The organism is Microbacterium resistens, from assembly GCF_031456305.1.
Lineage (GTDB): Bacteria > Actinomycetota > Actinomycetes > Actinomycetales > Microbacteriaceae > Microbacterium > Microbacterium resistens_A.
In genome coordinates, this window is record NZ_JAVDUM010000016.1 from 18,194 (window position 1) to 40,195 (window position 22,002).

The following is a 22,002-nucleotide window of genomic DNA, read 5'->3' on the forward strand; positions in this document are numbered from 1 at the left end:
GTGAAGGTCATGGGGACCTTATGCGCGGCGCAAGCGCGAGCACGGCGACGGTAAAAGGGGGAAGACGATGTCAGTGGAAACTGCAGCTAGCGAAACGCAGATGAGAGCCGTCCGGCGACCTGGCCTGTGGGTAAAACGTGTCGGTGGGGTCGTGGGTTTCGCGGGAGGTGTCATAGGCATCATCGGTGGCATCGCCGGGGTGATGTTCGGGCTGCCGGGGTACAACCGGGCGACCGGGGACCCGCTCGTGGTGACGTATGGTGTGCAACTCATCTCGGTCGGGGGCGTGAGCGACGTGTCGAGTGGAAGCCAGGTCACTCGCGAAATCCCCGGTGCTACCTCAACGATGCTGGTGTCGAACCGTTCCGACAGGCCCGTGACAGTCGCGAACATTGGACCGCGCGACGCCCCGGACAGCTACACCGCCAACTTCACCAGCGCCAACGTTGCCGATGGGCGCCCAGTGACCGACACGTTCGACAAGCGAGTCAATCTCGCATTCGTGTTGCAACCAGGTGACTCGGCTTGGGTCGTCGCAACCATCGGAAACCTGTCCGGGTCATGCGGACCGGCCTCCTCCGATTGCGCTCAGCTGGACATCTTGACCGGTGACGAAGCCCACATCCGCGTGAACCTTGCCCAGGAATCGTCTGACTGCACAGGTGGGCCAGACTCGCCGTGCGGCCGGTTGCAGGAAGTATGGGAAGCAGCCCTGGCATCACCGCAGCTCCGGAAGGAGCGTTGTGTCTCAGCGCTGCGGGAGCACCTGGAGCTTTCGCCCGACCAGTGCAGGTGATGAGGCTAGCTCGCGTGCGCGCGCAGTATGTCGTCGAGTGTCCACAATGCGCGCTCGGGGACGAGTTCAAGCTCGTCCCCGGCCTCGTAGTATAAGCGAACGCCCGCGTTTATCGCGATGATGCGGATGGGCGAGGTCGCGGGGGTCGGTGTCAGGATGCAGTTCCCGACATGTACCGCCTCGTCAAGCTTGATGGTGAGCATGGGAATGTGCTCCACGTACGGCACCGGCAGCTCAGCATCGATTTTGTTCGCGCTTGGCCATGAGACGCATTGCTGCCCGGGCGAAGACGTCCGCGACGAGTGGAGGACACGAGGTTGCGCGGGGATTGACGGCGCGATGTGCCAGGCCAGGCGTGTGGGGATCTCGGGGCGCGAGGCGGGGATCCGGTATCGTTGTACGGATGTCGGTCCGCTTTCGCGCGCCGACGAGAGCTGAATAGGGAGGCCGCCCATGGACATCGATCTCGGACTGCTGCGCACGATCGAGCGGGAGAAGGAGATCCCCTTCGACGAGCTCATCGCCATCATCGAGCAGGCAGTGCTGACCGCCTACGCCAAGCACGCCTCCGCCGACGGAGAGCTCCCCGAGGGCGCCCGCGTCGAGCTGGACCGCCGGACCGGCCACGTCGCCGTCTTCGTCCCGCTCCTCGATGAGGAGGGCGCCGTCATCGGTGAGGAGGACTCCACCCCGGACGACTTCGGCCGGATCGCCGCGTTCGCCGCGAAGCAGGTCATCAGCCAGCGTCTGCGCGACATCGCCGACGACGCGGTGCTGGGGGAGTTCCGCGGCAAGGAGGGCGACATCGTCGCCGGCGTCGTCCAGCAGGGCCCGAACCCGCGGATGATCCACGTCGACCTAGGCTCGGTCGAGGCGATCCTGCCTCCCGAGGAGCAGGTCCCGGGGGAGGAGTACAGCCACGGCTCGCGTCTGCGCGTGTACGTGACCTCCGTCGCCAAGGGCGCCAAGGGCCCCGCCATCACCGTCTCGCGCACCCATCCCGGCCTCGTCCGCAAGCTGTTCGCGCTCGAGGTGCCGGAGATCGCGGCCGGTCTCGTCGAGATCGTCGCCCTGGCCCGCGAGGCCGGGCACCGCACGAAGATCGCGGTCACGGCGAAGGACCCGTCGATCAACGCGAAGGGCGCGTGCATCGGCGAGCTCGGCCGTCGTGTGCGCGCGGTGACCGAGGAGCTCGCCGGCGAGAAGGTCGACATCGTCGACCACGACCCGGACCTCGCCACGTTCGTGGCGAACGCGCTGTCGCCGGCGAAGGTGACCAGCGCCTTCGTGCTCGACGCGTCGACCAAGGCCGTCCGCGCGCTCGTGCCGGACTACCAGCTCTCCCTCGCGATCGGCAAGGAGGGGCAGAACGCCCGTCTCGCCGCCAAGCTCACGGGCGCGAAGATCGACATCCAGCCTGACAGCGTCATGGACTGAGCCCCCCGCGCAGAACGAGGACCGGCGAGGTGTAACATGGAAGCCGTACGAACGTGTGTCGGTTGCCGCGCTCGTGCGTCTCGCTCCGCCCTGATCAGGGTGGTCGCGCAGGATGGTGTGCTCGTCGTCGACGAGCGTGCTGCTCTGCCGGGAAGAGGCGCCTGGGTGCATCCGGCACCGGAGTGCGTGGACACCGCTCTGCGGCGTCGCGCTTTCGCCCGTGCACTCCGTGTGCCAGCTCCGCTGGACACGCAGACCATCGAGAAACGGCTGAACGGCTATGGAAACAAAGTGAACGGCTCGAAATGAGACCCGTCCGCGACTAGTGGTCTGCCCTGCCTGGGCGGACCGACCCCAGACAGGAGAATTGTGGCTGCCAAACCACGTGTGCACGAGATCGCCGCCGAACTCGGCGTCGACAGCAAGTTCGCGCTCGCCAAGCTGAAGGAGCTCGGCGAGTTCGTCAAGAGCCCCTCATCGACGATCGAGCCGCCCGTCGCGCGCAAGCTGCGCGCGGCGATCGAGGCCGACAAGCCCGCAGACGCAGCGCCCGCGAAGAGCGAGGGCTCCCCGTCGCCGCGCCCCGGTGGCGCACCGAAGCCCGGCCCCAAGGCCCCGGCTCCGAAGCCGGGCCCGGCGAAGCCCGCTGAGGCCCCCGTCGTCGAGACGCCCGCCCCTGCGGCGGCCCCCGCGGCCGAGGCCGCGTCGGCGCCCGCTCCCGCCGAGACTGCGGACCCGGCGACCGCCGGTGCGCCCAAGCCCGGCCCCGCCGCCCCGGCACCCAAGCCGGGCGGTCAGGGACAGCCCCCTCGCCCCGGCGCCCCGCGCCCGGGCAACAACCCCTTCTCCTCGCAGCAGGGGATGGGATCGCGTCCCGCAGGGCCGCGTCCCGGAAACAACCCGTTCGCCTCGCAGCAGGGCATGGGTCAGCGCCCGACGCCCGGCAACATCCCGCGGCCGCAGGCCCCGCGTCCGGGCTCGCCCCGGATCGGCGCGCCCCGCCCGGGTCCCGGCGGCGGTCGTCCCGGTCGTCCCGGCGGTGCCGGCGGCGGTCGTCCCGGTGCTCCGTTCCAGCAGCGTCCCGGCGGCCCCGGTCGTCCCGGCGGCGCCGGTGGTGCGGGCGCAGGCGGCGGCTTCCAGCGTCCGGCCGGCGGCTTCGCAGGCCGTCCCGGCGGCGGTGGCGGTCGTGGCCGTGGCCCCGGCGGTGGCACCGCAGGCGCCTTCGGCAAGGGCGGCGGCAAGAGCAAGCAGCGCAAGTCGCGGCGGGCGAAGCGGCAAGAGTTCGAGATGCGGAGCGCCCCGATCGTCGGTGGCGTCAACGTCACCCGCGGCAACGGGGAGATCATCCGCATGCGTCGCGGCGCGTCCATCGCGGACTTCGCCGACAAGATCGAGGCGCTGACCGGCTACACGGTTCAGCCCGGCACGCTCGTGACCATCCTGTTCAACCTGGGCGAGATGGCCACCGCGACCGAGTCGCTCGACGAGGCGACCTTCGAGGTGCTGGGCGCGGAGCTCGGCTACAAGATCCAGATGGTCTCGCCCGAGGACGAGGACAAGGAGCTCCTCGAGGGCTTCGGTCTCAACCTCGCGGAGGAGCTGGAGAACGAGAGCGAGGACGACCTCGAGATCCGTCCTCCGGTGGTCACCGTCATGGGCCACGTCGACCACGGAAAGACGCGACTGCTCGACGCGATCCGTCAGACCAACGTCATCGAGGGCGAGGCCGGCGGCATCACGCAGCACATCGGTGCGTATCAGGTGTGGACCGAGCACGACGGCATCGAGCGCGCGATCACCTTCATCGACACCCCGGGTCACGAGGCGTTCACCGCCATGCGTGCCCGTGGTGCGCAGGTCACCGACCTCGCGATCCTGGTGGTCGCGGCCGACGACGGCATCATGCCGCAGACGGTCGAGGCGCTGAACCACGCCCAGGCGGCGAACGTGCCGATCGTGGTCGCGGTGAACAAGGTCGACAAGCCGGACGCCAACCCCGGCAAGGTCCGCCAGCAGCTCACCGAGTACGGCCTGGTGGCCGAGGAGTACGGCGGCGACGTGATGTTCGTCGACGTCTCCGCTCGTGCCGGCACCGGCATCCAGGAGCTCCTGGACGCGGTGCTGCTTACGGCGGACGCGGGTCTTGACCTCACAGCCAACCCGAACAAGGCCGCTCGCGGTGTCGCCATCGAGGCGAAGCTCGACAAGGGTCGCGGCTCGGTCGCGACGGTGCTGATCCAGTCCGGAACCCTCCACATCGGCGACGCGATCGTCGCGGGCACCGCCTACGGCCGTGTCCGTGCGATGGTCGACGAGAACGGCGACGCGGTCGAGGAGGCCTACCCCTCCCGTCCGGTCCAGGTGCAGGGTCTCAACTCCGTGCCGCGTGCCGGTGACGTGTTCATCGTCACCGAGGAGGACCGCATGGCCCGCCAGATCGCTGAGAAGCGTGAAGCGGTCGAGCGCAACGCCCAGCTGGCCAAGGCCCGCAAGCGCATCTCGCTCGAGGACTTCACCCGTGCTCTCGAAGAGGGCAAGGTCGAGACGCTCAACCTCATCATCAAGGGTGACGTCTCCGGTGCCGTGGAGGCACTGGAGGAGTCGCTGCTCAAGATCGAGGTCGACGACTCGGTGCAGCTGCGGATCATCCACCGCGGCGTCGGCGCCATCACGGAGTCGGATGTGAACCTTGCGACGATCGACAACGCGATCATCGTGGGCTTCAACGTCCGTCCGGACGCCAAGGCGCGGGAGGCCTCCGTCCGCGAGGGCGTGGACATCCGCTTCTACTCGGTGATCTACAACGCGATCGACGAGATCGAGAGCTCGCTCAAGGGCATGCTCAAGCCGGAGTACGAAGAGGTCCAGTCGGGCGTCGCCGAGATCCGCGAGGTGTTCCGCTCCTCGAAGTTCGGCAACATCGCCGGTGTCATCGTGCGGTCGGGAACGATCACGCGCAACGCCAAGGCCCGGGTCATCCGCGACGGCGTCGTGCTGGCCGATGGCCTGGCCATCGAGTCGCTGCGCCGCTTCAAGGACGACGTCACCGAGGTCCGCACGGACTACGAGGCCGGTATCGGTCTCGGCAAGTACAACGACATCCAGATCGGCGACGAGATCGAGACGACCGAGCTCGTCGAGAAGCCCCGCGGCTGATCGACTCCGGATGACGCCCCGCCCACGATCTGTGAGCGGGGCGTCATCCGGTTGTCCGACGGTGGCAGAGAGATAGGAGAAGGACATGGCTGGTGAACGACAGGCCCGGCTCGCGGACCGCATCCGCGTCATCCTCGCCGAGCGTCTGGAGAAGGGGCTGCGCGATCCGCGCCTCGGTTTCGTGACGATCACCGACGTGCGCGTCTCCGGCGACCTGCAGCACGCCTCCGCGTTCTACACGGTGCTGGGGACAGAGGAGGAGCGGGTGGCCAGCGGCGCTGCCCTCGCCTCCGCGACCGGCATGCTCCGCAAGGAGGTCGGTCGTCAGCTCAACATCCGGCTCGTGCCGACTCTGGAGTTCATCCCCGACGCGCTCCCCGAGACGGCGGTCCACCTGGAGGACCTCCTCCGCCAGGCCCGCGAACGCGATGCCGAGGTCGCGGAGCTCGCCACGGGTGCGCATCCCGCGGGTGAGGCCGACCCCTACCGACGCGACGAGCCCGCCCCTGAGGACTGACTCGACCGCCTGATCCCAAGCCCGATCCAGGGTTTGATCCCAGGCCTGATCCAGGGTTTGATTCGACGGCCCGATCTGAAGGTCTGATCCGTTCCGAAGACCCCGCGTCCCGCGGATCGTCGAGCGCTTGCTACCATGCGGCACGCGATCGACGGTCGAAGCTGGGGGGCAAAGATGTCGACGGATGCGATCGGAACGACGGTGCGCATGGCGGATTCGCCGCGCGTCGACATCGGCGACGAGATCGGTCGCGACCTCACGGCTCCCGCCACCGCTCCGGCGGTCGCGGGAGCCGTGCTCTCGGCGTGCGCCGGAGACGCCTGGGCGGCCGCGGAGGTGCTGGAGTCTCTGACCGCCGCCCAGCGCCGGGGATTCCGCGCGCTTCCGGATCCGCTGCCGCTGACGGCCTCGATCCTGCGGCACGGGGACTCGCTCGGTCTGGAGGCCGAGGACCGGCGTCTCCTGCTGGTCGCGGCGGCGTCCGACCCCGGCGTCCGGCTCGATGTCGTCCTCGGCGCATCCGGATGCGCCGTCGAAGACCTGCGCGATCTCGCGTCCCGGAAGGCGCTGGCCCTGTCCGCGGGTCGGGTCTATGTGGATCCCCGTATCAGGATCTGGGGCCTCGGGGTCGCGAACGCCCGCGAGCGTGCCGCGGTCCATCGCGCGCTGGCACGGGCCCATACCGATCTCGGGGAGGAGCGGGAGGCGCTACGGCACCGGGCATGGGCGGCGGCAGGAGCGGAGACGGCGTTCGCGGAGCCGCTGCGGGCACTCGCGGAACAGACGAACGCGGAGGGCGATGCCGGCGCCGCGTTCCGGCTGGCCGTCGAGGCGTCGGCGAGCGGAGGGGCGCGCTCCCGGACGAGGGCGGACGTCGCCGCGGGTCTCGCGGCGATGAGCGGGGGCTGGCTCGACGACGCGATCGAACGGCTGGCTCCGACCCCGGACTCTGGCGAGGACGGGGTCGTCCCCGAGGCGATGGGGGCGTTCGTCGTGGCCTTCACGATGAGAAACGGCGCGGTGCCCGATCCCTCCGTCATCGAGGCGGGGTGCCGCGCCGACCGTGCGGCCCTCGCTCGCACGGCTGGCCTCGCCGCCCTGCTGTGCGCGGAGCGGGGGAGCGCCGCGGAGAGCCGGTCGTGGCTCGCGCGATCCCGGTCGGCCGACGCCGGCGTGGACGGAGCACCGGCCGATGACGTCCTCGGAGCGCTGTGCGGGCTCCTGCTCGGCGATGAGGCCCCGATGCCCTCCGACGGCCAGGGCGCCGGCGGTGCCGTCGGCGCAGGGGGTGCGGTTGTCGGTGCGATTCTGGACGCGCTTCGGGCGGGCATCGCCGGCGACGTCGCCGGCGGTCTCCGGTTCGTCGCGAGGGCGCAGGGGCCGGTCGTCCCCGGGGCCGATCCGCTCCTGCGTCGCACCGGGCGCGGCCCGATGGCCCGGGCGTACCTCGCGGTCACGGAGGCGCTCCTGCAGGTCTGGGGTGGAGACCTCCGTGCTGCCACGAGAGTCCTGGGCGCCTCTGCCTCCGTGCTGCCGCTGTCGCTTCCCTTCGCCGGGCTCGCTGTCGTGCTCGCTCGCAGGCTGGAGCTCGCGACGGACGGCGCGACCGGGCCGCTGTCGGCGATGCTCGCGGCGGGGCTCCCGGACGTCGTCCCCCAGGACTCCCTGGTCGATCGGGCGATCGCGGCCCATCTCCGCTCCCGTCCGGACGAGGCCGCAGCGCACCTGCGTCTCTGGCGCGATCGCGGTTCCCCCGGACCGGTCCTCGCCGTCCCCGGGCTCGAGGAGGCGGCGACCGGAGAACCGCGGACGCCCATCGTGCCCGTGCCTCTCGCGCCCGTGTCGGTCGGCCCCGTGTCGGTCGGCCCCGTGCCGATCGGTCCTCCGGACGCGCAGCGGGGGAGCGCGCTGCGCTGGCGCATCCGCCGGGCCGGTGCATCGACGTGGATGCGGGAGTATCCGGGCATCGTGGCCGAGAGCCGTCCCATCGTCTCGCCGTTCGAGCGCGGCCGGGTGGAGGCGTTGCTCGGGGCGACCTGTCTGGTCCGCGGCGAGCGAGCCGGCGGTGTTCGGCATCTGTCTCTCGCCGTGGACCTCTTCGAGGACGCGGGCGCGCCGGCGTGGGGCGCCTGGGCCGCTCGGCGACGCGGGGAGTCCGGGGCCGGCGACCGCCCGCCGCGGCGAGCGGATCCGCTGTCCGCGTGCCGTGCCCTGTGGGAGCCCCTCCTCACCGCACGCGAGCTCGCGGTCGTCCTGCTGGTCGCGGAAGGACGCACGAATCGCGAGATCGCCGGTGCGTTGCATCTCTCGGTGCGAACGGTCGAGGTCCACGTGGGGCATCTGTTCGCGAAGTTCGACGTCCGTACCCGCGGTGAGCTGATCGCCCTGGCCTATCGTGCCGATCACTACGGATGAGGCGACGCCGGACGTCGTCAGCGGGGGAGTCTCAGCTCGTCGTCCTGCGCCTCGACCAGACCGTCGGCGATGAGCGAGTCGATCGCCCTGTCCCGCTGCGTCGCATCGGGCCACTCCGGGATCACGGCCATCGCGGGCAGCTGGTGCTCGACGGCGTTCCGGAGGGCGCGCAGCACCCCGCCGCGGGCCTGACGGTCCGATCCCTCGTACGCCGCCTGCCTGCGTCGTCGGTCCTCGCCCGCGGGGTGGCCGGCGGCGTGCCAGGCGCAGGTGGTGGACAGCGGGCACGGCTCGCAGACCGCGCGGCGCGCTCCGCAGAGCGTGGCGCCGAGCTCCATCATCGCGGCGTTCACGACGGCGGCCTCCGCGTCGTCCGCGGGGAGGAGGAGGGCCATGTCGTCGAGATCGCGACGGGAGGGAGGCGCGGGCTGTGCCCGACCGTGGATCGCGCGGGCGATCACCCGTCTGGTGTTGGTGTCGACGACGGGATGGCGGTCTCCGAACGCGAAGACGGCGACGGCTCTGGCCGTGTAGTCGCCGATGCCGGGGAGGGCGAGGAGCGCCGGCACGTCCCGCGGGGTGTCGCCGCTGTGCCGGGCGACGATCTCCTGTGCCGCCCGGTGCAGCCACAGAGCGCGCCGGGGATAGCCGAGGTTGGCCCACTGGTGGACGACCTCCGCGGGGGTCGCCTGGGCGAGCGCCGCGGGCGACGGCCAGCGCGCGAGCCACGCCTTCAGATGCGGGATCACCCGCGCGACCGGGGTCTGCTGGAGCATGAACTCGCTGACGAGGATCCCCCAGGCGCCGAACTCCACGAGGAACTCCGGGCGGCGCCACGGCAGATCTCTGGCGTTCTCGCGGTACCACGATCCGAGCGACGCGGTCGACGCGCTGCGGGTGGGGGAAGCCTGCATCCGGCCAGCCTATTGCGGCGAGGTGCTATTGTCGCTCGCACGCGGGGGTGTGACTCTCACGTGTAGGGGTGTCTCCGGGGGGAGTGGTTTGGCGTGGACGGTGTGGTGCGGGACGTGCGGCTGTGTGAGGCATCGCAGTGAGTGTTGTTGAGTTCTCTGCTGATTCGTGGCAGGCGTCCTCTCCGGGGTTGCAGAAGGGGCTCGGGAACCGGATTGAAGCGCTCACCGTGCTCGCGCAGGGCCTGGAGTCTCTGGCTGCATCGAGCAATATCAGCGGTAAGGGTGCCGACGCGATGCGCGCATACGTCCGTGAAGTGCACGTCCCGATCGTGCAGTCCATGCTGGTCAGCCTTTACACCTTCCAGACCGCGATCGGCGTGTACTGGAACGGGTACTCCCAGGTTGACACTGACGGAAGCTTCCGGCTCGTGGACGACGAGTTCGACGCTCATCTCACCCAGCTCGACACCGGCATGGGGCAGCTGCGTGGCTTCGCCGATGATCTCAGATCGATCGCTGCCAGCGCCTCCCACCTGGTCTCCCTGGGTGGTGCCGGCGCGACCGCCGCCGACCGCACCGCCGACGATCTTGAGCGTGCGCGGTTGATCGCGAAGGCCCAGCAGGAGACGTGGGCGGCGTATGAGGCGTCGGATCCGGGCTTCAGCCAGGTGAAAGAGCTCATCGCTGAGCTGAAGAGCATCGTGAAGAATGTCGGCACCCTCACCGTCGGGCAGGGACGCGACTACCAATCCGGATCGTTCAACCTCACCCTCACCACCCTGGGCGAGCTCACGAGCGGGATGCTGGACTACTGCACCGAGAACCAAGACATCGCCTCCGACGGGTGGGAAACCCTGTTCAACGGGTATGTCGATGATGTTGAGGCGGAAGAGGAACGCAAACGTAAAGAAGACGCGTTGTGGGGGATGCTCTGGGACGGCCTGCAGGTTGTCGCCGGTGCGGTCGTCGTCGCGATCGGTGTGGTGGGGACGCCGTTCACGGGCGGGTTCTCGTTGGGTCTCACGGTCCTGGGCGGGTCCCTGGTCGTGGGTGGGGTGAACAGTGCGATCAACCATGCCTCGATCGCAACCACCGGCAGTGAGCTGAATCTGATCGGGATGGCCAGCGACGGCATCGGTCAGTGGTACGACGTGAACGTCGCGCAGCCCGCGATCGCGTCCGGGGACAAGGGCCTGCAGTTCCTCGCGGGTCTTGGGTCGGGTGTCGGTCAGGTGGTCAGCGAGGCCGCGCAGGTGAACGTGGTCGAGATCGGTACCGGCATCGTCACCCTCGCCACCAGCGACCAAGCACGCTCCCAGCTCTGGAACCAACTCACCGCCACGGTCGGGCAGGTCGCTGCGGGGGACACGTTCGTGATCGGACAGATCGCCGGGAACCTCATCCCGTTCGGCGCCGTCGCGAAGCTCAGCAAACCAGGCCACCTTCTCGGCAAAGTCGATGACCTCGGTCTCAAGGGTGGGAAGCTCCCCGACTTCACACCCGTCAAACTCTCCACCCCGAACGCGGCGACCAGTGCACTCGACTGGCTCAAAACCCGCCTCGGTGCCGGTGGCGTGAAAGTCAGCGACGGCTTCACACCCACAATACGAATCCCGAACGGGGTGCCGGAGAAGCCTCCTACACCGAACGCGAGCAACCGCGTCAAGGGCGAGTACGGGGAGCGGGTGAGCGACCAGTACTTCCGTGATCTCGGGTACGAGCGACTGGATATGCCCAAGGACGTGAACGCGAAGGGCATCGACGCGATCTACCAGACCCCTGACGGCAAGTACGTGATCGTTGAAGCGAAGTACTCCACCAGCGGGAGCCCGAAACTCGGGAACACCCTAGACGGCCCGCAGATGGGCAACGACTGGCTGACCGGTGAGAAGACCCGGTTCAACCGGATCCTGGAAGCCGTAGGAGGCAACACGAGTCTTGCGGATAACATCGTCGCGGCTCTGAATCGGGGTGAGGTGGACAAGATCATGACTATTGTCCGTCCGGATGGGTCACTAACTTCGAGGACTATTCCGTAGAGGGCAGGTATCGTTGATGGCAATGGCAGCAAGCAAGTTCCGTGACCCGCGCGCAGAACCAGAACCACTCGAAGAACGCCTTCAGGTCAAGTTTCGATCGATTCAGCGACGTCTGGGCTGGTTGAAAGGTGAAGAGGGAGTTGGTCCCCCAAAGCTCTCGGATTTTCGTGACCTGGGGCGGTGCTATTCGGAGGCGTTGTCGATTTCGTATTCGTTGGGTGCGGATACAAATGAGCTTCGCGAGTTTGTAGCACCGGCGGTTGATTGGTTTGTCAAGCATGCACGGGAGTACTACCGGGAGTATCCAGACGTTTCTTGGAGAGAGGTGCCGATCGGGGTGATTGATGCGGCGCAGCTTCTGAGTGTGGTGGTTCTGTTGGGCACGGCGGAGCAGCGTGCCCGGATCGGTGAGACGGTCGGGTTGCAGGGCACTGATACTGCGTTGGAGTTCCTAGCGGGGTTGCACGGGGACTCGCTGGATGGTGTGGAGGTGGTGTTGTCGCAGCCGCGTCCGTATGGACGGTTGGTGAAGGTGGTGCAGGCGGAGCCCGAGCAGCGTCCCAAGCTGATGGCCGATTTTGTGAAGCACTGGTATAACGACTGTCGGAAGGCGTACTGGTGGGGGGAGCATCTGCGGATGCCGAAGTACGGGAAGCCGGTCTCGTATGACGGGTACTGGTGTTTCGAGGCTGCGGCGGTGACGAAGCTGCTGGGGATCGACGACACCCTGTACCGTGACAACGAGTATTACCCGCAGGACTTGCTCCCCACCCGAGACTAAGAGGCGCTTCAACAAGATCATGACCATTATCCGACCGGATGGGTCACTAACTTCGAAGGCTATTCCGTAGAAGGCAGGTATCGTTGATGGCAATGGCAGCAAGCAAATTCCGTGACCCGCGCGCAGAACCAGAACCACTCGAAGAACGCCTTCAGGTCAAGTTTCGATCGATTCAGCGACGTCTGGGCTGGTTGAAAGGTGAAGAGGGAGTTGGTCCCCCAAAGCTCTCGGATTTTCGTGACCTGGGGCGGTGCTATTCGGAGGCGTTGTCGATTTCGTATTCGTTGGGTGCGGATACAAATGAGCTTCGCGAGTTTGTAGCACCGGCGGTTGATTGGTTTGTCAAGCATGCACGGGAGTACTACCGGGAGTATCCAGACGTTTCTTGGAGAGAGGTGCCGATCGGGGTGATTGATGCGGCGCAGCTTCTGAGTGTGGTGGTTCTGTTGGGCACGGCGGAGCAGCGTGCCCGGATCGGTGAGACGGTCGGGTTGCAGGGCACTGATACTGCGTTGGAGTTCCTAGCGGGGTTGCACGGGGACTCGCTGGATGGTGTGGAGGTGGTGTTGTCGCAGCCGCGTCCGTATGGACGGTTGGTGAAGGTGGTGCAGGCGGAGCCCGAGCAGCGTCCCAAGCTGATGGCCGATTTTGTGAAGCACTGGTATAACGACTGTCGGAAGGCGTACTGGTGGGGGGAGCATCTGCGGATGCCGAAGTACGGGAAGCCGGTCTCGTATGACGGGTACTGGTGTTTCGAGGCTGCGGCGGTGACGAAGCTGCTGGGGATCGACGACACCCTGTACCGTGACAACGAGTATTACCCGCAGGACTTGCTCCCCACCCGAGACTAAGTCCGTAAACTCATGCCCTGGTCGTTGAGAGCATCCAGTGAAGAAAGTAGGGCGATGTGGCCGCTCCCTCTGTATCTGATTTCCCCTCCAGCTACGCGGCTGCGCATGGTCGCATCCAGTTGCGGCCGTTCGGGGCGATGCCCGCCGTGGTGAGACATCTCGAACTTCAGGTGGCAGATCGCGCTGACGCGTTTCCTGTGTTGGTGAGTGTGAGCGATGAGATGAATCTCGCGCCGGTCGTTGCCCTTGAGGTCGGGACTGCGTGGCTGACTCCGGCGACGCTCGCAACATGGGGCGTGTCGGTGGAGATTGTCGCCAGTGACGCGCTGGCGAGTCTCGGCGATCTGGAAGTTGATGTGCGCCGGGTGGGCCGGGGCGCCTTCGTCGTGCACGGTGAGGTGTTCGCCGGAGCGGTGTGGGGGCGGCCGCAGCTGGTGAGTGGGCTGGGAGTGTCCGGGAACCCGGTCGTCTGGAACGCTGGCGACGGTGTCACGCTCGTCACGGGCGACGAGGCTTCTGAGGGGTTCCAGATCGCTGTCGCGGTGCTGACCGAGCGCTTACAGTCTGGTGTCGAGCTTGAGACGCTCACCCCGCACCGGATGGTTGATGATGCGTGGACGCCATCGGTGTGGCCTGCGTCTGTGCAGGATGCGTTACGGACTGCGGAGCGGTTGTTTGCCCGGCAGTGGTACGAGCGGCAGCGTGAGCCGCTGCGAGAGCACTACCAGTCGCAAGGTCATGAGATGAACGTGCCCGAGTATCGCGTGATGGACACCCCGCAGGGCGAGGTGGTCTCGGCATGTGCCTGCGTCGTGGGTGTCCCCAATCTGATCCCCGACGTTGACACAGTCCTGCTGATCCAGCCAGACGGCACTGCGAGGCCGTATTCCTTTGCGGAGTTCCGTGATCAGTTCGCCGTCTCGATGCAGGACGCTGGAATGTCACCGCCACGCTGGCTGACGCTCGGGCAGTAGTACGCAGGCATCGTTCTCCGCTTCTTCCGGTTCAGCAGTTCGATCTGTATCGAGGACCAGAAGCTCTCCATCATCGCGTTGTCCAGCCCGTCGCCGACGGATCCGAATGAGGGCAGCAAGCCGGCGGAGCGGATCTTCTCCCCGAAGAGCCATAGGGTGAACTGTGTTCCGTGGTCCGCGTGGACGGTTCCGCCCGGCGCGGGACGGCGATTTCTGATGGCCTTGTCGAGCGCGTTGATGACGAGCGTGGTGTCTTGCTTGGAGTCGATCGACCAGCCGATGACGTGATAGCGCCGCGGAGTGCCGCGTGTGGTGACATGGACCTCCCGGATCAGCCCGGTCAGCCATTGCCGACGAAGTTCCGACGGGGTCAGGGGTTTCCGTTTGACGCGATGGCAATGCCGCCTCGCGACCCCGAGGACGCGGCAGCAGCGGCCGATCGGGATCCCGGCGTTGGCGAGCAGTTGGCCACCGAAACTGGAACCATTTCCGTGGGGCAGATCAAACTGTCACCAGTTCCTACATCAGACCCGGCAGTTGAGGGTGCAGTGGCCTGATCGCGGGGGTGGCCGGTAGCGTCGAGGTCTCCGAGCTGAAGGCTAGGCTGGGGGGATGGCGAGTGGAACCGCGACCGAGGCGCCGTCGCCGGGGATTCTGCTCGTCGACAAGCCGGGCGGGATGACCAGCCACGATGTTGTCGCACGGGTGCGGAAGGCAGTCGGCACCCGCAAGGTGGGCCACGCGGGGACGCTCGATCCGATGGCGACCGGCCTGCTGGTGATCGGCGTCGAGGCGGCGACCCGACTCCTCACCTATGTTGTCGGCGCCGACAAGACCTACCTGGCGACCATCCGCCTCGGGCAGCGCACGAGCACCGACGACGCCGACGGAGAGATCGTCGAGCGGGCGGCCCCTGGAGCGGTCGCCGCCATCGGCGTCGACCGGATCGACGCCGCGATCGCGGCGCTGACCGGCCGGATCTCTCAGATCCCGAGCGCGGTCTCGGCGATCAAGGTCGACGGGCGCCGCGCCTACGACCGGGTCCGTGCCGGAGAGGAGGTCGTCCTCGCCGCGCGAGAGGTGACGGTCTCCCGTTTCGCGGTGCTGGCGGATCGCGAAGCGGACGGCGTCCGCGATCTCGACGTCGTCGTCGACTGCTCCTCCGGCACATACATCCGCGCGCTCGCGAGAGACCTCGGCGCGGATCTCGGGGTCGGCGGGCATCTGACCGTGCTCCGGCGGACCAGGGTCGGACCGTTCTCCGTCGACGGCGCCGCGGAGGTCGCCGATCTCGCCGGACACACCAGGCTCACCCCGGCCGAGGCCGCGTCCCTCGTCCTCGAGCCCGTCGCCGTGACGGCGGAGGAGGCCAGGGACCTGCGACACGGCAAGCGGCTCGCCGGACAGCGAGGACGCATCTCCGGCGGGCTCGCCGCCGCCATCGACCCCGCAGGGGAGCTGGTCGGCGTCGTCGAGACCCGGGGCGATGATCTGAAGAGCGCCATGAACATGCCGACGCCCGCCGCCCGCGGCGGGGCGGAGGCGGGCGGATGATCCTCTGGTTCACGGTGGTCCAGCTCGCCGTCGCCGTCGCCGCCGGGCTCCTCTGCCTCATCCTCGGATTCGCCGGGCGCCGCCCCAGCGATCTCTCAGTGGGCGCGATCGCGCTGGTCGAGGTGCTCCTGATCGTGCAGGTCGTCGCCGCCATCATCGCGCCGTTCGCCGGCAATCCGCCGCTCGGCGACGCGCTGGAGTACTGGGTCTACCTCGTCTCGGCGGTGCTGCTGCCGGCGGGCGGGGTGCTCTGGGCGCTGCTGGACCGGACCCGGTGGAGCACGGTGATCCTCGGGGTGGTCGGGCTGTCCCTGGCCGTCATGCTGTGGCGCATGCAGGTGATCTGGACCACCGCGCCCTTCTGAGCGTCCGTTCTGAGCGTCCGTTCTGAGCGCTTGTTCTGAGTGTCTGTCACCGCGGCACGCGATGATGCGGTGCCGGCGGGCGGACGACCGCTGTCGGTGCGTCGCCGTAGGATGGAGTCCGCTATGAGCACCGCTTCCACCCGCACAGATCCGGCCGGAACCAGGCCGTCCCGCCCTCGCATGCGAGGCATCGGCCGCGTCCTGGTGATCGTCTACGCCGTCATGGCCCTCGCCTCCACCGGACGCTCCTTCGTGCAGATCGTGCGGAGTTTAGACGAGGCGCCCCTGGCGTACCTGCTGTCGGCGGTCGCCGCCGTCGTCTACATCGTGGCGACCCTCGGGCTCATCCTCGCCGGTCGTCCGGGGTGGTACGCCGTCGCCTGGGTCGCGATCGTGTTCGAGCTGACCGGCGTCCTCGTCGTCGGCATCCTCAGCTTTGCCGCCCCCACGCTCTTCCAGCACCCCACGGTGTGGTCGCAGTTCGGGCTCGGGTACATCCTCGTGCCGCTGTTCCTGCCGATGCTCGGCATCTGGTGGCTGCTCTCACACCGTCCGGGCGGAGTCAGGGCATGATCGTCTTCCGCGACCCGAGCGAGGTCCCGGCGGACTTCGGCCCGACCGTCGTCGCGATCGGGAAGTTCGACGGCGTCCACGCCGGGCACCGGGCCGTGCTCGATCGCGCGAGACAGGATGCGGCGGAGCTCGGCGCACGGACCGTCGCGGTGACCTTCGACCGCAATCCGCTGAGCATCCTCCGCCCGGATCGCTGTCCCGAGAACGTCGTGGGCGTCGAGCGTAAGTTGGAGCTGCTGGCAGGGACCGGGGTCGACGCCACGCTCGTGCTCACCTTCGACGAGCAGCTGGCCGCGCGGGAAGCGGAGGACTTCGTCCGCTCGATCCTCGTCGAGTCCCTCCACGTCGTCGCCGTGCTCGTCGGCCGCGACTTCCGGTTCGGCCATCGCGGCGCGGGGACGCCTGCGCTCCTGCAGGAGCTGGGCGCCGCGAACGGGTTCGCCGTCGACATCGTCGAGGACGTGTTCCTGGAGGGCTCGGACCGTCGGGTCTCCTCGACCTGGGTGCGTGAGCTCCTCGCTGAGGGCGACGTCTCCCTCGCCGCCGAGGTCCTGGGGCGCCGTCCCTCGGTTCGCGGCGAGGTCGTCCACGGGCTGAAGCGGGGCCGTGAGCTGGGCTTCCCCACGGCGAACCTGCCGTCGACCCTCGACGCGCTGGTCCCTGCGGACGGGATCTACGCGGGATGGCTCGTCGATCACACCAGCGGCCTCCGGCATCCCGCGGCCGTCTCGGTGGGGACCAACCCGACCTTCGACGACGTGCCGGAGCGGCAGGTCGAGGCGCACGTGATCGATGAGTCGGGGCTCGACCTCTACGGGCACGACGTGACGGTCGAGTTCACCCACCGTCTGCGGGGGATGACGGCCTTCACCGGCATCGAGGCGCTGAAGGAGAGCATCGCCGCGGACGTCGTCCAGGCCAGGGCTCTGCTCCTCCAGGACACCGCGCGCTGACCTCGTGGCCGTCATGGCGTAAACTGACCGAAGAAGCCTCCGTGTCCCGGTACGCCGTTCTCGACGTGTTGCGCCCGCCGGAGGCCGCCCGCCGTCCTGGTGAGAGCCACGCGCGGGCATCAGTACCGTTCGCCGCCAGGCGAAGAGGCATCCACGCTCAGGAGGAGCATGCCGAGCACGGCAACCACCGCGCGGTCCACCGCCGCATCGCGGAAGAAGACGTCGCGTCGCGACGACGAGGCCCCCCTCATCCCCATCCTTGCGCGCAAGGTCCGGGAGATCGAGGCCAAGGCGCAGCGCGGGAAGCTGGGGCCGACCAATCGCGTCAAGTTCCAGGTGATCGCCTTCCTGGTGCGCGAGGAGCGCGCCAGGGTGAAGACCGACACGGCCATCGCCGAGGGGGCGCGGTCCGAGCTGCTCAAGCGTCTGGACGGGGTCGCTACGATCCTGGCGAAGACCGCGGCGCGCGACACCTCACTCATCCAGCTGCTCGAGGCGGATCAGGCGACGAGCCCGGTGGCCAAGCGGATGCGCCGTGACTGGCTGCTCGAATCGGGTGCGGAGCTCGCGCCGGAGGAGCTCATCATCACCGATGTCGCGCCGGTCCAGGCCACGGTCGTGCCCGCGGCCCTCGCGGAGCGTCAGGTCACCCCGCCGTCCGTCGAGGCGCGGATGATGGCGAACCCGTTCCTCCCGCCCGATCTGACGCCGCGCGCGGCGTCCACCCCGCGTCGTCGCCTGGACGGCTGGGAGCTCATGGGGCCGCTCTACAAAGCGTTCGAGACCGGAGCGGGAGGGTCCTCGGCGTCGATGGACCTGCCGCCCCTCCCGGAGCACGACCACCTCTCTCCCAAGGGGCTGGAGGTGATGGTGCACCAGTCCCGGTTCCTGGAGTCGGTGCGCGCCGGTCACCGCTCCTTCCTGCTCGCCGACGAGCCGGGCCTCGGCAAGACCGCGCAGTCGGTGCTCGCCGCGTCCGTGGCCGACGCCTATCCGCTGCTGGTCGTGGTGCCGAACGTCGTGAAGATGAACTGGGCGCGCGAGGTGGAGCGCTGGACCCCGCAGCGGAGGGCAGCGGTGATCCAGGGCGACGGTGCCGACATCGACGCCTTCGCCGACGTGTTCATCGTCAACTACGAGATCCTCGATCGCCACCTGTCCTGGCTCGGTGCGATCGGACTGCGCGGCATGGTCGTCGATGAGGCGCACTTCATCAAGAACCTCAGCTCGCAGCGCTCCCAGAACGTGCTCGCGCTGTCGTCCAGGGTCCGCGCGCAGACTCCGGGCGGTGCGCCGCTGCTGATGGCGCTCACCGGAACGCCGCTGATCAACGACGTCGAGGACTTCGACGCGATCTGGCGCTTCCTCGGCTGGACGACCGGGGACAAGCCGGCGACCGCGCTGATGGAGAAGCTCGAGGGGACGGGGTTCACCCCCGCCGACAAGGCCTTCTACGCGGAGGCCCGCGACGCCGTCATCTCGATGGGCATCGTCCGCCGCAAGAAGGTGGACGTCGCCGCAGACCTCCCGGACAAGCTGATCGCCGACCTCCCGGTCCAGCTGGACGACGAGTACGGTCGCAGCATCCGCGAGGCGGAGCGCGAGCTGGGCGAGCGGATGGCGGCGAAGTACCGTCGGATCATCGAGGCCCGTGGAGATCGGGGGCTCGCTGCGGGCGAGATCGACGAGGACATCGTGCGCCTCGTCGCCCACAACGAGCTCGAGGAGTCGAAGGCCGCGGGCACCGGAGGGGACAACGTCTTCACGATGGTGCGGCGGATCGGCCAGGCCAAGGCGCAGCTCGCCGCGGACTATGCCGCCCAGCTCCAGCGCTCGGTGGGCAAGGTGGTCTTCTTCGCGAAGCATATCGATGTCATGGATCGGGCCGAGGCGCACTTCGCGGCGTCCGGGATCCGTGCGGTGTCGATCCGAGGGGATCAGACGACCCCGGTCCGCCAGCAGGCCATCGACGACTTCAACGAGGACCCCGAGGTGGGGATCGCGGTGTGCTCGCTGACGGCAGCGGGCGTCGGGGTGAACCTCCAGGCCGCGTCGAACGTCGTGCTCGCCGAGCTCAGCTGGACCGCGGCGGAGCAGACGCAGGCGATCGACCGGGTGCACCGCATCGGCCAGGACGAGCCGGTGACGGCATGGCGGATCATCGCGGCGCACACGATCGACACGAAGATTGCCGAGCTCATCGATCAGAAGCAGGGGCTGGCCGCCCGTGCGCTCGACGGCGAGACGGTCGAGGAGACGGCGAGCGAGTCGGTGCAGATGGCCGCGCTGACGCATCTGCTGCGTCAGGCGCTCGGCGGGGAATAGGGCGATGCCGATCAAGGCGTCAAGAATGCGAGTTCCTGACGCCTTCTGAGGTGCTGTCTGCGGGATCTGAGGCAAGAACGGCGAAAATGCCGGATCTGTCCGGCAAGAAGTTCGGTTTTCGACGCTCCCGAATGGCGCCGTCGATGCCGGCGGCACTATGGTCGAAGCAGGCAGCGTCGCCGGTCCCCTCCAACCCGAACGTGTGAAGGCAGCAGCATGAAGATCGGCATCCTCACCAGCGGCGGCGATTGCCCCGGCCTCAACGCGGTGATCCGCGGCATCGTGCTCAAAGGGACCACGACCTACGATCTGGAGTTCGTCGGCATCCGCGACGGCTGGCGCGGCGTCGTCGACGGCGACTTCTTCCCGCTCACCCGGCACGAGGTGAAGGGGCTGTCGAAGGTCGGCGGCACGATCCTCGGGACGAGCCGCACCAATCCTTACGAGGGCGAGCGCGGCGGACCCGCGAACATCGCGCGGATGCTGGAGAAGCACCGGATCGACGGCATCGTCGCCATCGGCGGGGAGGGGACCCTGGCCGCGGCGAACCGCCTCGCGGGGGACGGCATCCAGGTGCTCGGCGTCCCGAAGACCATCGACAACGATCTGCGCGCGACCGACTACTCCTTCGGCTTCGACACCGCCGTGAACATCGCCACCGACGCGATGGACCGCCTCCGCACCACCGGGGACTCTCACCAGCGCTGCATGGTCGCCGAGGTCATGGGCCGGCACGTCGGCTGGATCGCCCTCCACGCGGGAATGGCGGCGGGTGCTCACGTGATCTGCATCCCCGAGGTCCCGATGTCGATGGAGGAGGTCTGCGCGCTCGTCACGAGCGCCCATGACCGCGGACGCGCCCCGCTCGTCGTCGTCTCCGAGGGCTTCACGCTCACCGGCATGGATTCCGCCTACAGCGACAAGGGTCTGGACGCGTTCAACCGTCCGCGTCTCGGCGGCATCAGCGAGATCCTCGCCCCCGAGATCGAGCGCATCACGGGGATCGAGACGCGCTCGACCGTGCTCGGCCACATCCAGCGAGGCGGCTCGCCGTCCGGGTTCGACCGCGTGCTCGCCACGCGTCTGGGGCTGCACGCCGCCGATGCGATCGTGGAGGGCGCCTGGGGCCAGATGGTCGCGATGCGGGGGACCGACATCGTCCGGGTCCCGTTCGCCGAGGCGCTCGGTGAGCTGAACACGGTGCCGCTGCACCGCTACGAGGAGGCCGCGGCGCTCTTCGGCTGATCCCTCCCGGGCCGCCTCCCGATCTCGAACCTGATCCCGATCCCGATCCCGATTCCTGCGCCCCGTGTCCCACTTCTCGGGACCCTTGTCCCGATTTCTGTTGTGGATTCGCCGCCGAGGAACCGATTTCGGGACACGGAGAGGGTGGCCGCTCGGTTGCTTCAGGGTCATCCCGACATTCCCGGACGCCATCCGGCGTCGATGAGCGCCTCTCGGACCCGTCCCGTCGCGATCTCCGCCCGTCCGCCCATGTGATGGGACAACACCCGCACGAGGGTCCAGCCCTCACGGCGGACGGCGTCCCATCGATCCGCGTCGCGGGCGAACTGCGCCGGGTCCTCGGCATGCTGACGACCGTCGTACTCGGTTGCGATCCGCCAACGGGGGTAGGCGAGATCGAGCCGCGCGACGAACCGACGCCGCCCGTCGCGAAGCTCCCAGCCCGGCACCGGTTCGGGGAGGCCGCTGCGGACGATCGCCAGGCGGAGGGCGGTCTCACGGGGAGATTCGACTCCGACCCGTGTCCACGCCAGTGCACGACGCAGGATGCCGTCTCGCCGGTCTCCCATCACGTCCGCTTCGTCGCGGAGGTCATCGATCGTGGCCAGGCCGTTCCCAACGTGGACGAGATGGTCGGCGGCGGCGATCAGCGCGTCGAGGGGCCAATCCGCACCGGCCTGACGCCAGGCGCGTACGGGATGCTCGACGGGCAGGCCGTCGATCGTCGTGACCGTCGCCGGCTCCCTGAGCTGGAGGCGGTGCCCGATGACACCCCGCACGCGTGGCTCCCGCGCGGGACGATGGGTCGCGATGTGGATGGACGGCTGATAGGGAAACGGTGGCAGAGGCACACCGAGCAGGAGGAGCGCCGTCTCGTGGCTGAAGAACTGGCCCGGCCGAAGACGGGGCGCATAGTCCAGACATCGCGCGCGCAGGTCGGACGGCTCCAGGACCTCCGCACGTCGCCGGACGCCGGGGAAGGGAGCGGCAAGGTCCCGCGAGCGGAGACGCTGAGTCCCGATCCCGAGCCGCTGCGCGTGCGCGACGGAGAAGCGTTCGCCGAGCGAGGGCGGGATCGGGGTGCGTGAGCTCATGACACCCACTCTT

Annotated in this window: 19 protein-coding genes and 1 pseudogene; 16 read left to right on the forward strand and 4 right to left on the reverse strand. The window is 68.5% G+C overall.

What is annotated here, in order from left to right:
* The first annotated feature begins 67 nt into the window (after window positions 1-67).
* The gene (locus tag J2Y69_RS16010; protein WP_310022597.1) at window positions 68-796 is read left to right on the forward strand and encodes a hypothetical protein; all 729 of its coding nucleotides are present in this window, start codon (window positions 68-70) and stop codon (window positions 794-796) included.
* Window positions 797-801: 5 nt separating this feature from the next.
* Here the strand turns inward: J2Y69_RS16010 and J2Y69_RS16015 are convergent, their stop codons facing one another.
* Entirely contained in the window at window positions 802-999 is a 198-nt protein-coding gene (locus tag J2Y69_RS16015) for a hypothetical protein (RefSeq protein WP_310022599.1), read from the reverse strand.
* Between the two features lie 250 nt (window positions 1,000-1,249).
* On the opposite strand from J2Y69_RS16015, the gene nusA reads away from it, so the two are divergent.
* From nusA to J2Y69_RS16040, 5 genes are all read left to right on the forward strand, one after another.
* Window positions 1,250-2,233: a transcription termination factor NusA gene (nusA, locus tag J2Y69_RS16020; protein ID WP_310022601.1), complete on the forward strand. Its 984-nt coding sequence runs from the start codon at window positions 1,250-1,252 to the stop codon at window positions 2,231-2,233.
* A 36-nt stretch (window positions 2,234-2,269) separates the two neighbouring features.
* Window positions 2,270-2,542, forward strand: a complete 273-nt coding sequence (locus J2Y69_RS16025; RefSeq protein WP_310022603.1) for a YlxR family protein — start codon at window positions 2,270-2,272, stop codon at window positions 2,540-2,542.
* A 60-nt stretch (window positions 2,543-2,602) separates the two neighbouring features.
* On the forward strand, window positions 2,603-5,389 hold the full coding sequence (infB, locus tag J2Y69_RS16030; RefSeq protein WP_310022605.1) for a translation initiation factor IF-2: 2,787 nt from the start codon (window positions 2,603-2,605) through the stop codon (window positions 5,387-5,389).
* Window positions 5,390-5,474: 85 nt separating this feature from the next.
* On the forward strand, window positions 5,475-5,906 hold the full coding sequence (rbfA, locus tag J2Y69_RS16035; RefSeq protein ID WP_310022607.1) for a 30S ribosome-binding factor RbfA: 432 nt from the start codon (window positions 5,475-5,477) through the stop codon (window positions 5,904-5,906).
* Window positions 5,907-6,113: 207 nt separating this feature from the next.
* Window positions 6,114-8,321, forward strand: a complete 2,208-nt coding sequence (locus tag J2Y69_RS16040; protein WP_310022608.1) for a helix-turn-helix transcriptional regulator — start codon at window positions 6,114-6,116, stop codon at window positions 8,319-8,321.
* Between the two features lie 17 nt (window positions 8,322-8,338).
* Here the strand turns inward: J2Y69_RS16040 and J2Y69_RS16045 are convergent, their stop codons facing one another.
* A complete protein-coding gene (locus J2Y69_RS16045; protein WP_310022610.1) occupies window positions 8,339-9,235 on the reverse strand; it encodes an HhH-GPD family protein in 897 nt (298 codons plus the stop codon).
* Window positions 9,236-9,372: 137 nt separating this feature from the next.
* Here J2Y69_RS16045 and J2Y69_RS16050 point away from each other — a divergent pair, with 137 nt between their 5' ends.
* The 4 genes from J2Y69_RS16050 to J2Y69_RS16065 all read left to right on the forward strand — a co-directional run bounded on the left by J2Y69_RS16050 (window position 9,373) and on the right by J2Y69_RS16065 (window position 13,880).
* On the forward strand, window positions 9,373-11,274 hold the full coding sequence (locus J2Y69_RS16050; protein WP_310022612.1) for a T7SS effector LXG polymorphic toxin: 1,902 nt from the start codon (window positions 9,373-9,375) through the stop codon (window positions 11,272-11,274).
* 22 nt (window positions 11,275-11,296) lie between these two features.
* On the forward strand, window positions 11,297-12,055 hold the full coding sequence (locus tag J2Y69_RS16055) for a PoNe immunity protein domain-containing protein (protein WP_310022614.1): 759 nt from the start codon (window positions 11,297-11,299) through the stop codon (window positions 12,053-12,055).
* A gap of 92 nt (window positions 12,056-12,147) precedes the next feature.
* A complete protein-coding gene (locus J2Y69_RS16060) occupies window positions 12,148-12,906 on the forward strand; it encodes a PoNe immunity protein domain-containing protein (RefSeq protein ID WP_310022614.1) in 759 nt (252 codons plus the stop codon).
* Between the two features lie 56 nt (window positions 12,907-12,962).
* Complete coding sequence (locus J2Y69_RS16065; RefSeq protein ID WP_310022615.1) at window positions 12,963-13,880, forward strand: hypothetical protein; 918 nt, start codon at window positions 12,963-12,965, stop codon at window positions 13,878-13,880.
* An 11-nt stretch (window positions 13,881-13,891) separates the two neighbouring features.
* Here the strand turns inward: J2Y69_RS16065 and J2Y69_RS16070 are convergent.
* Window positions 13,892-14,341: pseudogene (locus J2Y69_RS16070) on the reverse strand (DDE-type integrase/transposase/recombinase); the annotation flags it as partial.
* 151 nt (window positions 14,342-14,492) lie between these two features.
* Between J2Y69_RS16070 and truB the strand changes: the two are divergent.
* From truB to J2Y69_RS16100, 6 genes are all read left to right on the forward strand, one after another.
* Window positions 14,493-15,434, forward strand: a complete 942-nt coding sequence (gene truB, locus J2Y69_RS16075; protein WP_310022618.1) for a tRNA pseudouridine(55) synthase TruB — start codon at window positions 14,493-14,495, stop codon at window positions 15,432-15,434.
* Window positions 15,431-15,799 carry a hypothetical protein gene (locus J2Y69_RS16080; protein WP_310022620.1) on the forward strand — a complete coding sequence of 123 codons (369 nt, stop codon included), beginning with the start codon at window positions 15,431-15,433 and terminating at the stop codon, window positions 15,797-15,799. Before truB ends, J2Y69_RS16080 begins: the two co-directional genes overlap by 4 nt.
* Before the next feature lie 123 nt (window positions 15,800-15,922).
* Entirely contained in the window at window positions 15,923-16,372 is a 450-nt protein-coding gene (locus J2Y69_RS16085; RefSeq protein WP_310022622.1) for a hypothetical protein, read from the forward strand.
* Window positions 16,369-17,325, forward strand: a complete 957-nt coding sequence (locus J2Y69_RS16090) for a bifunctional riboflavin kinase/FAD synthetase (RefSeq protein ID WP_310022624.1) — start codon at window positions 16,369-16,371, stop codon at window positions 17,323-17,325. Before J2Y69_RS16085 ends, J2Y69_RS16090 begins: the two co-directional genes overlap by 4 nt.
* 168 nt (window positions 17,326-17,493) lie before the next feature.
* Complete coding sequence (locus J2Y69_RS16095) at window positions 17,494-19,650, forward strand: DEAD/DEAH box helicase (protein WP_310022626.1); 2,157 nt, start codon at window positions 17,494-17,496, stop codon at window positions 19,648-19,650.
* 216 nt (window positions 19,651-19,866) lie between these two features.
* The gene (locus J2Y69_RS16100; RefSeq protein ID WP_310022628.1) at window positions 19,867-20,895 is read left to right on the forward strand and encodes a 6-phosphofructokinase; all 1,029 of its coding nucleotides are present in this window, start codon (window positions 19,867-19,869) and stop codon (window positions 20,893-20,895) included.
* 167 nt (window positions 20,896-21,062) lie between these two features.
* Here J2Y69_RS16100 and J2Y69_RS16105 read toward each other — a convergent pair whose 3' ends face one another.
* Window positions 21,063-21,989, reverse strand: coding sequence for a hypothetical protein (locus J2Y69_RS16105; protein ID WP_310022630.1), 927 nt, complete (start codon window positions 21,987-21,989; stop codon window positions 21,063-21,065).
* Between the last annotated feature and the right edge of the window lie 13 nt (window positions 21,990-22,002).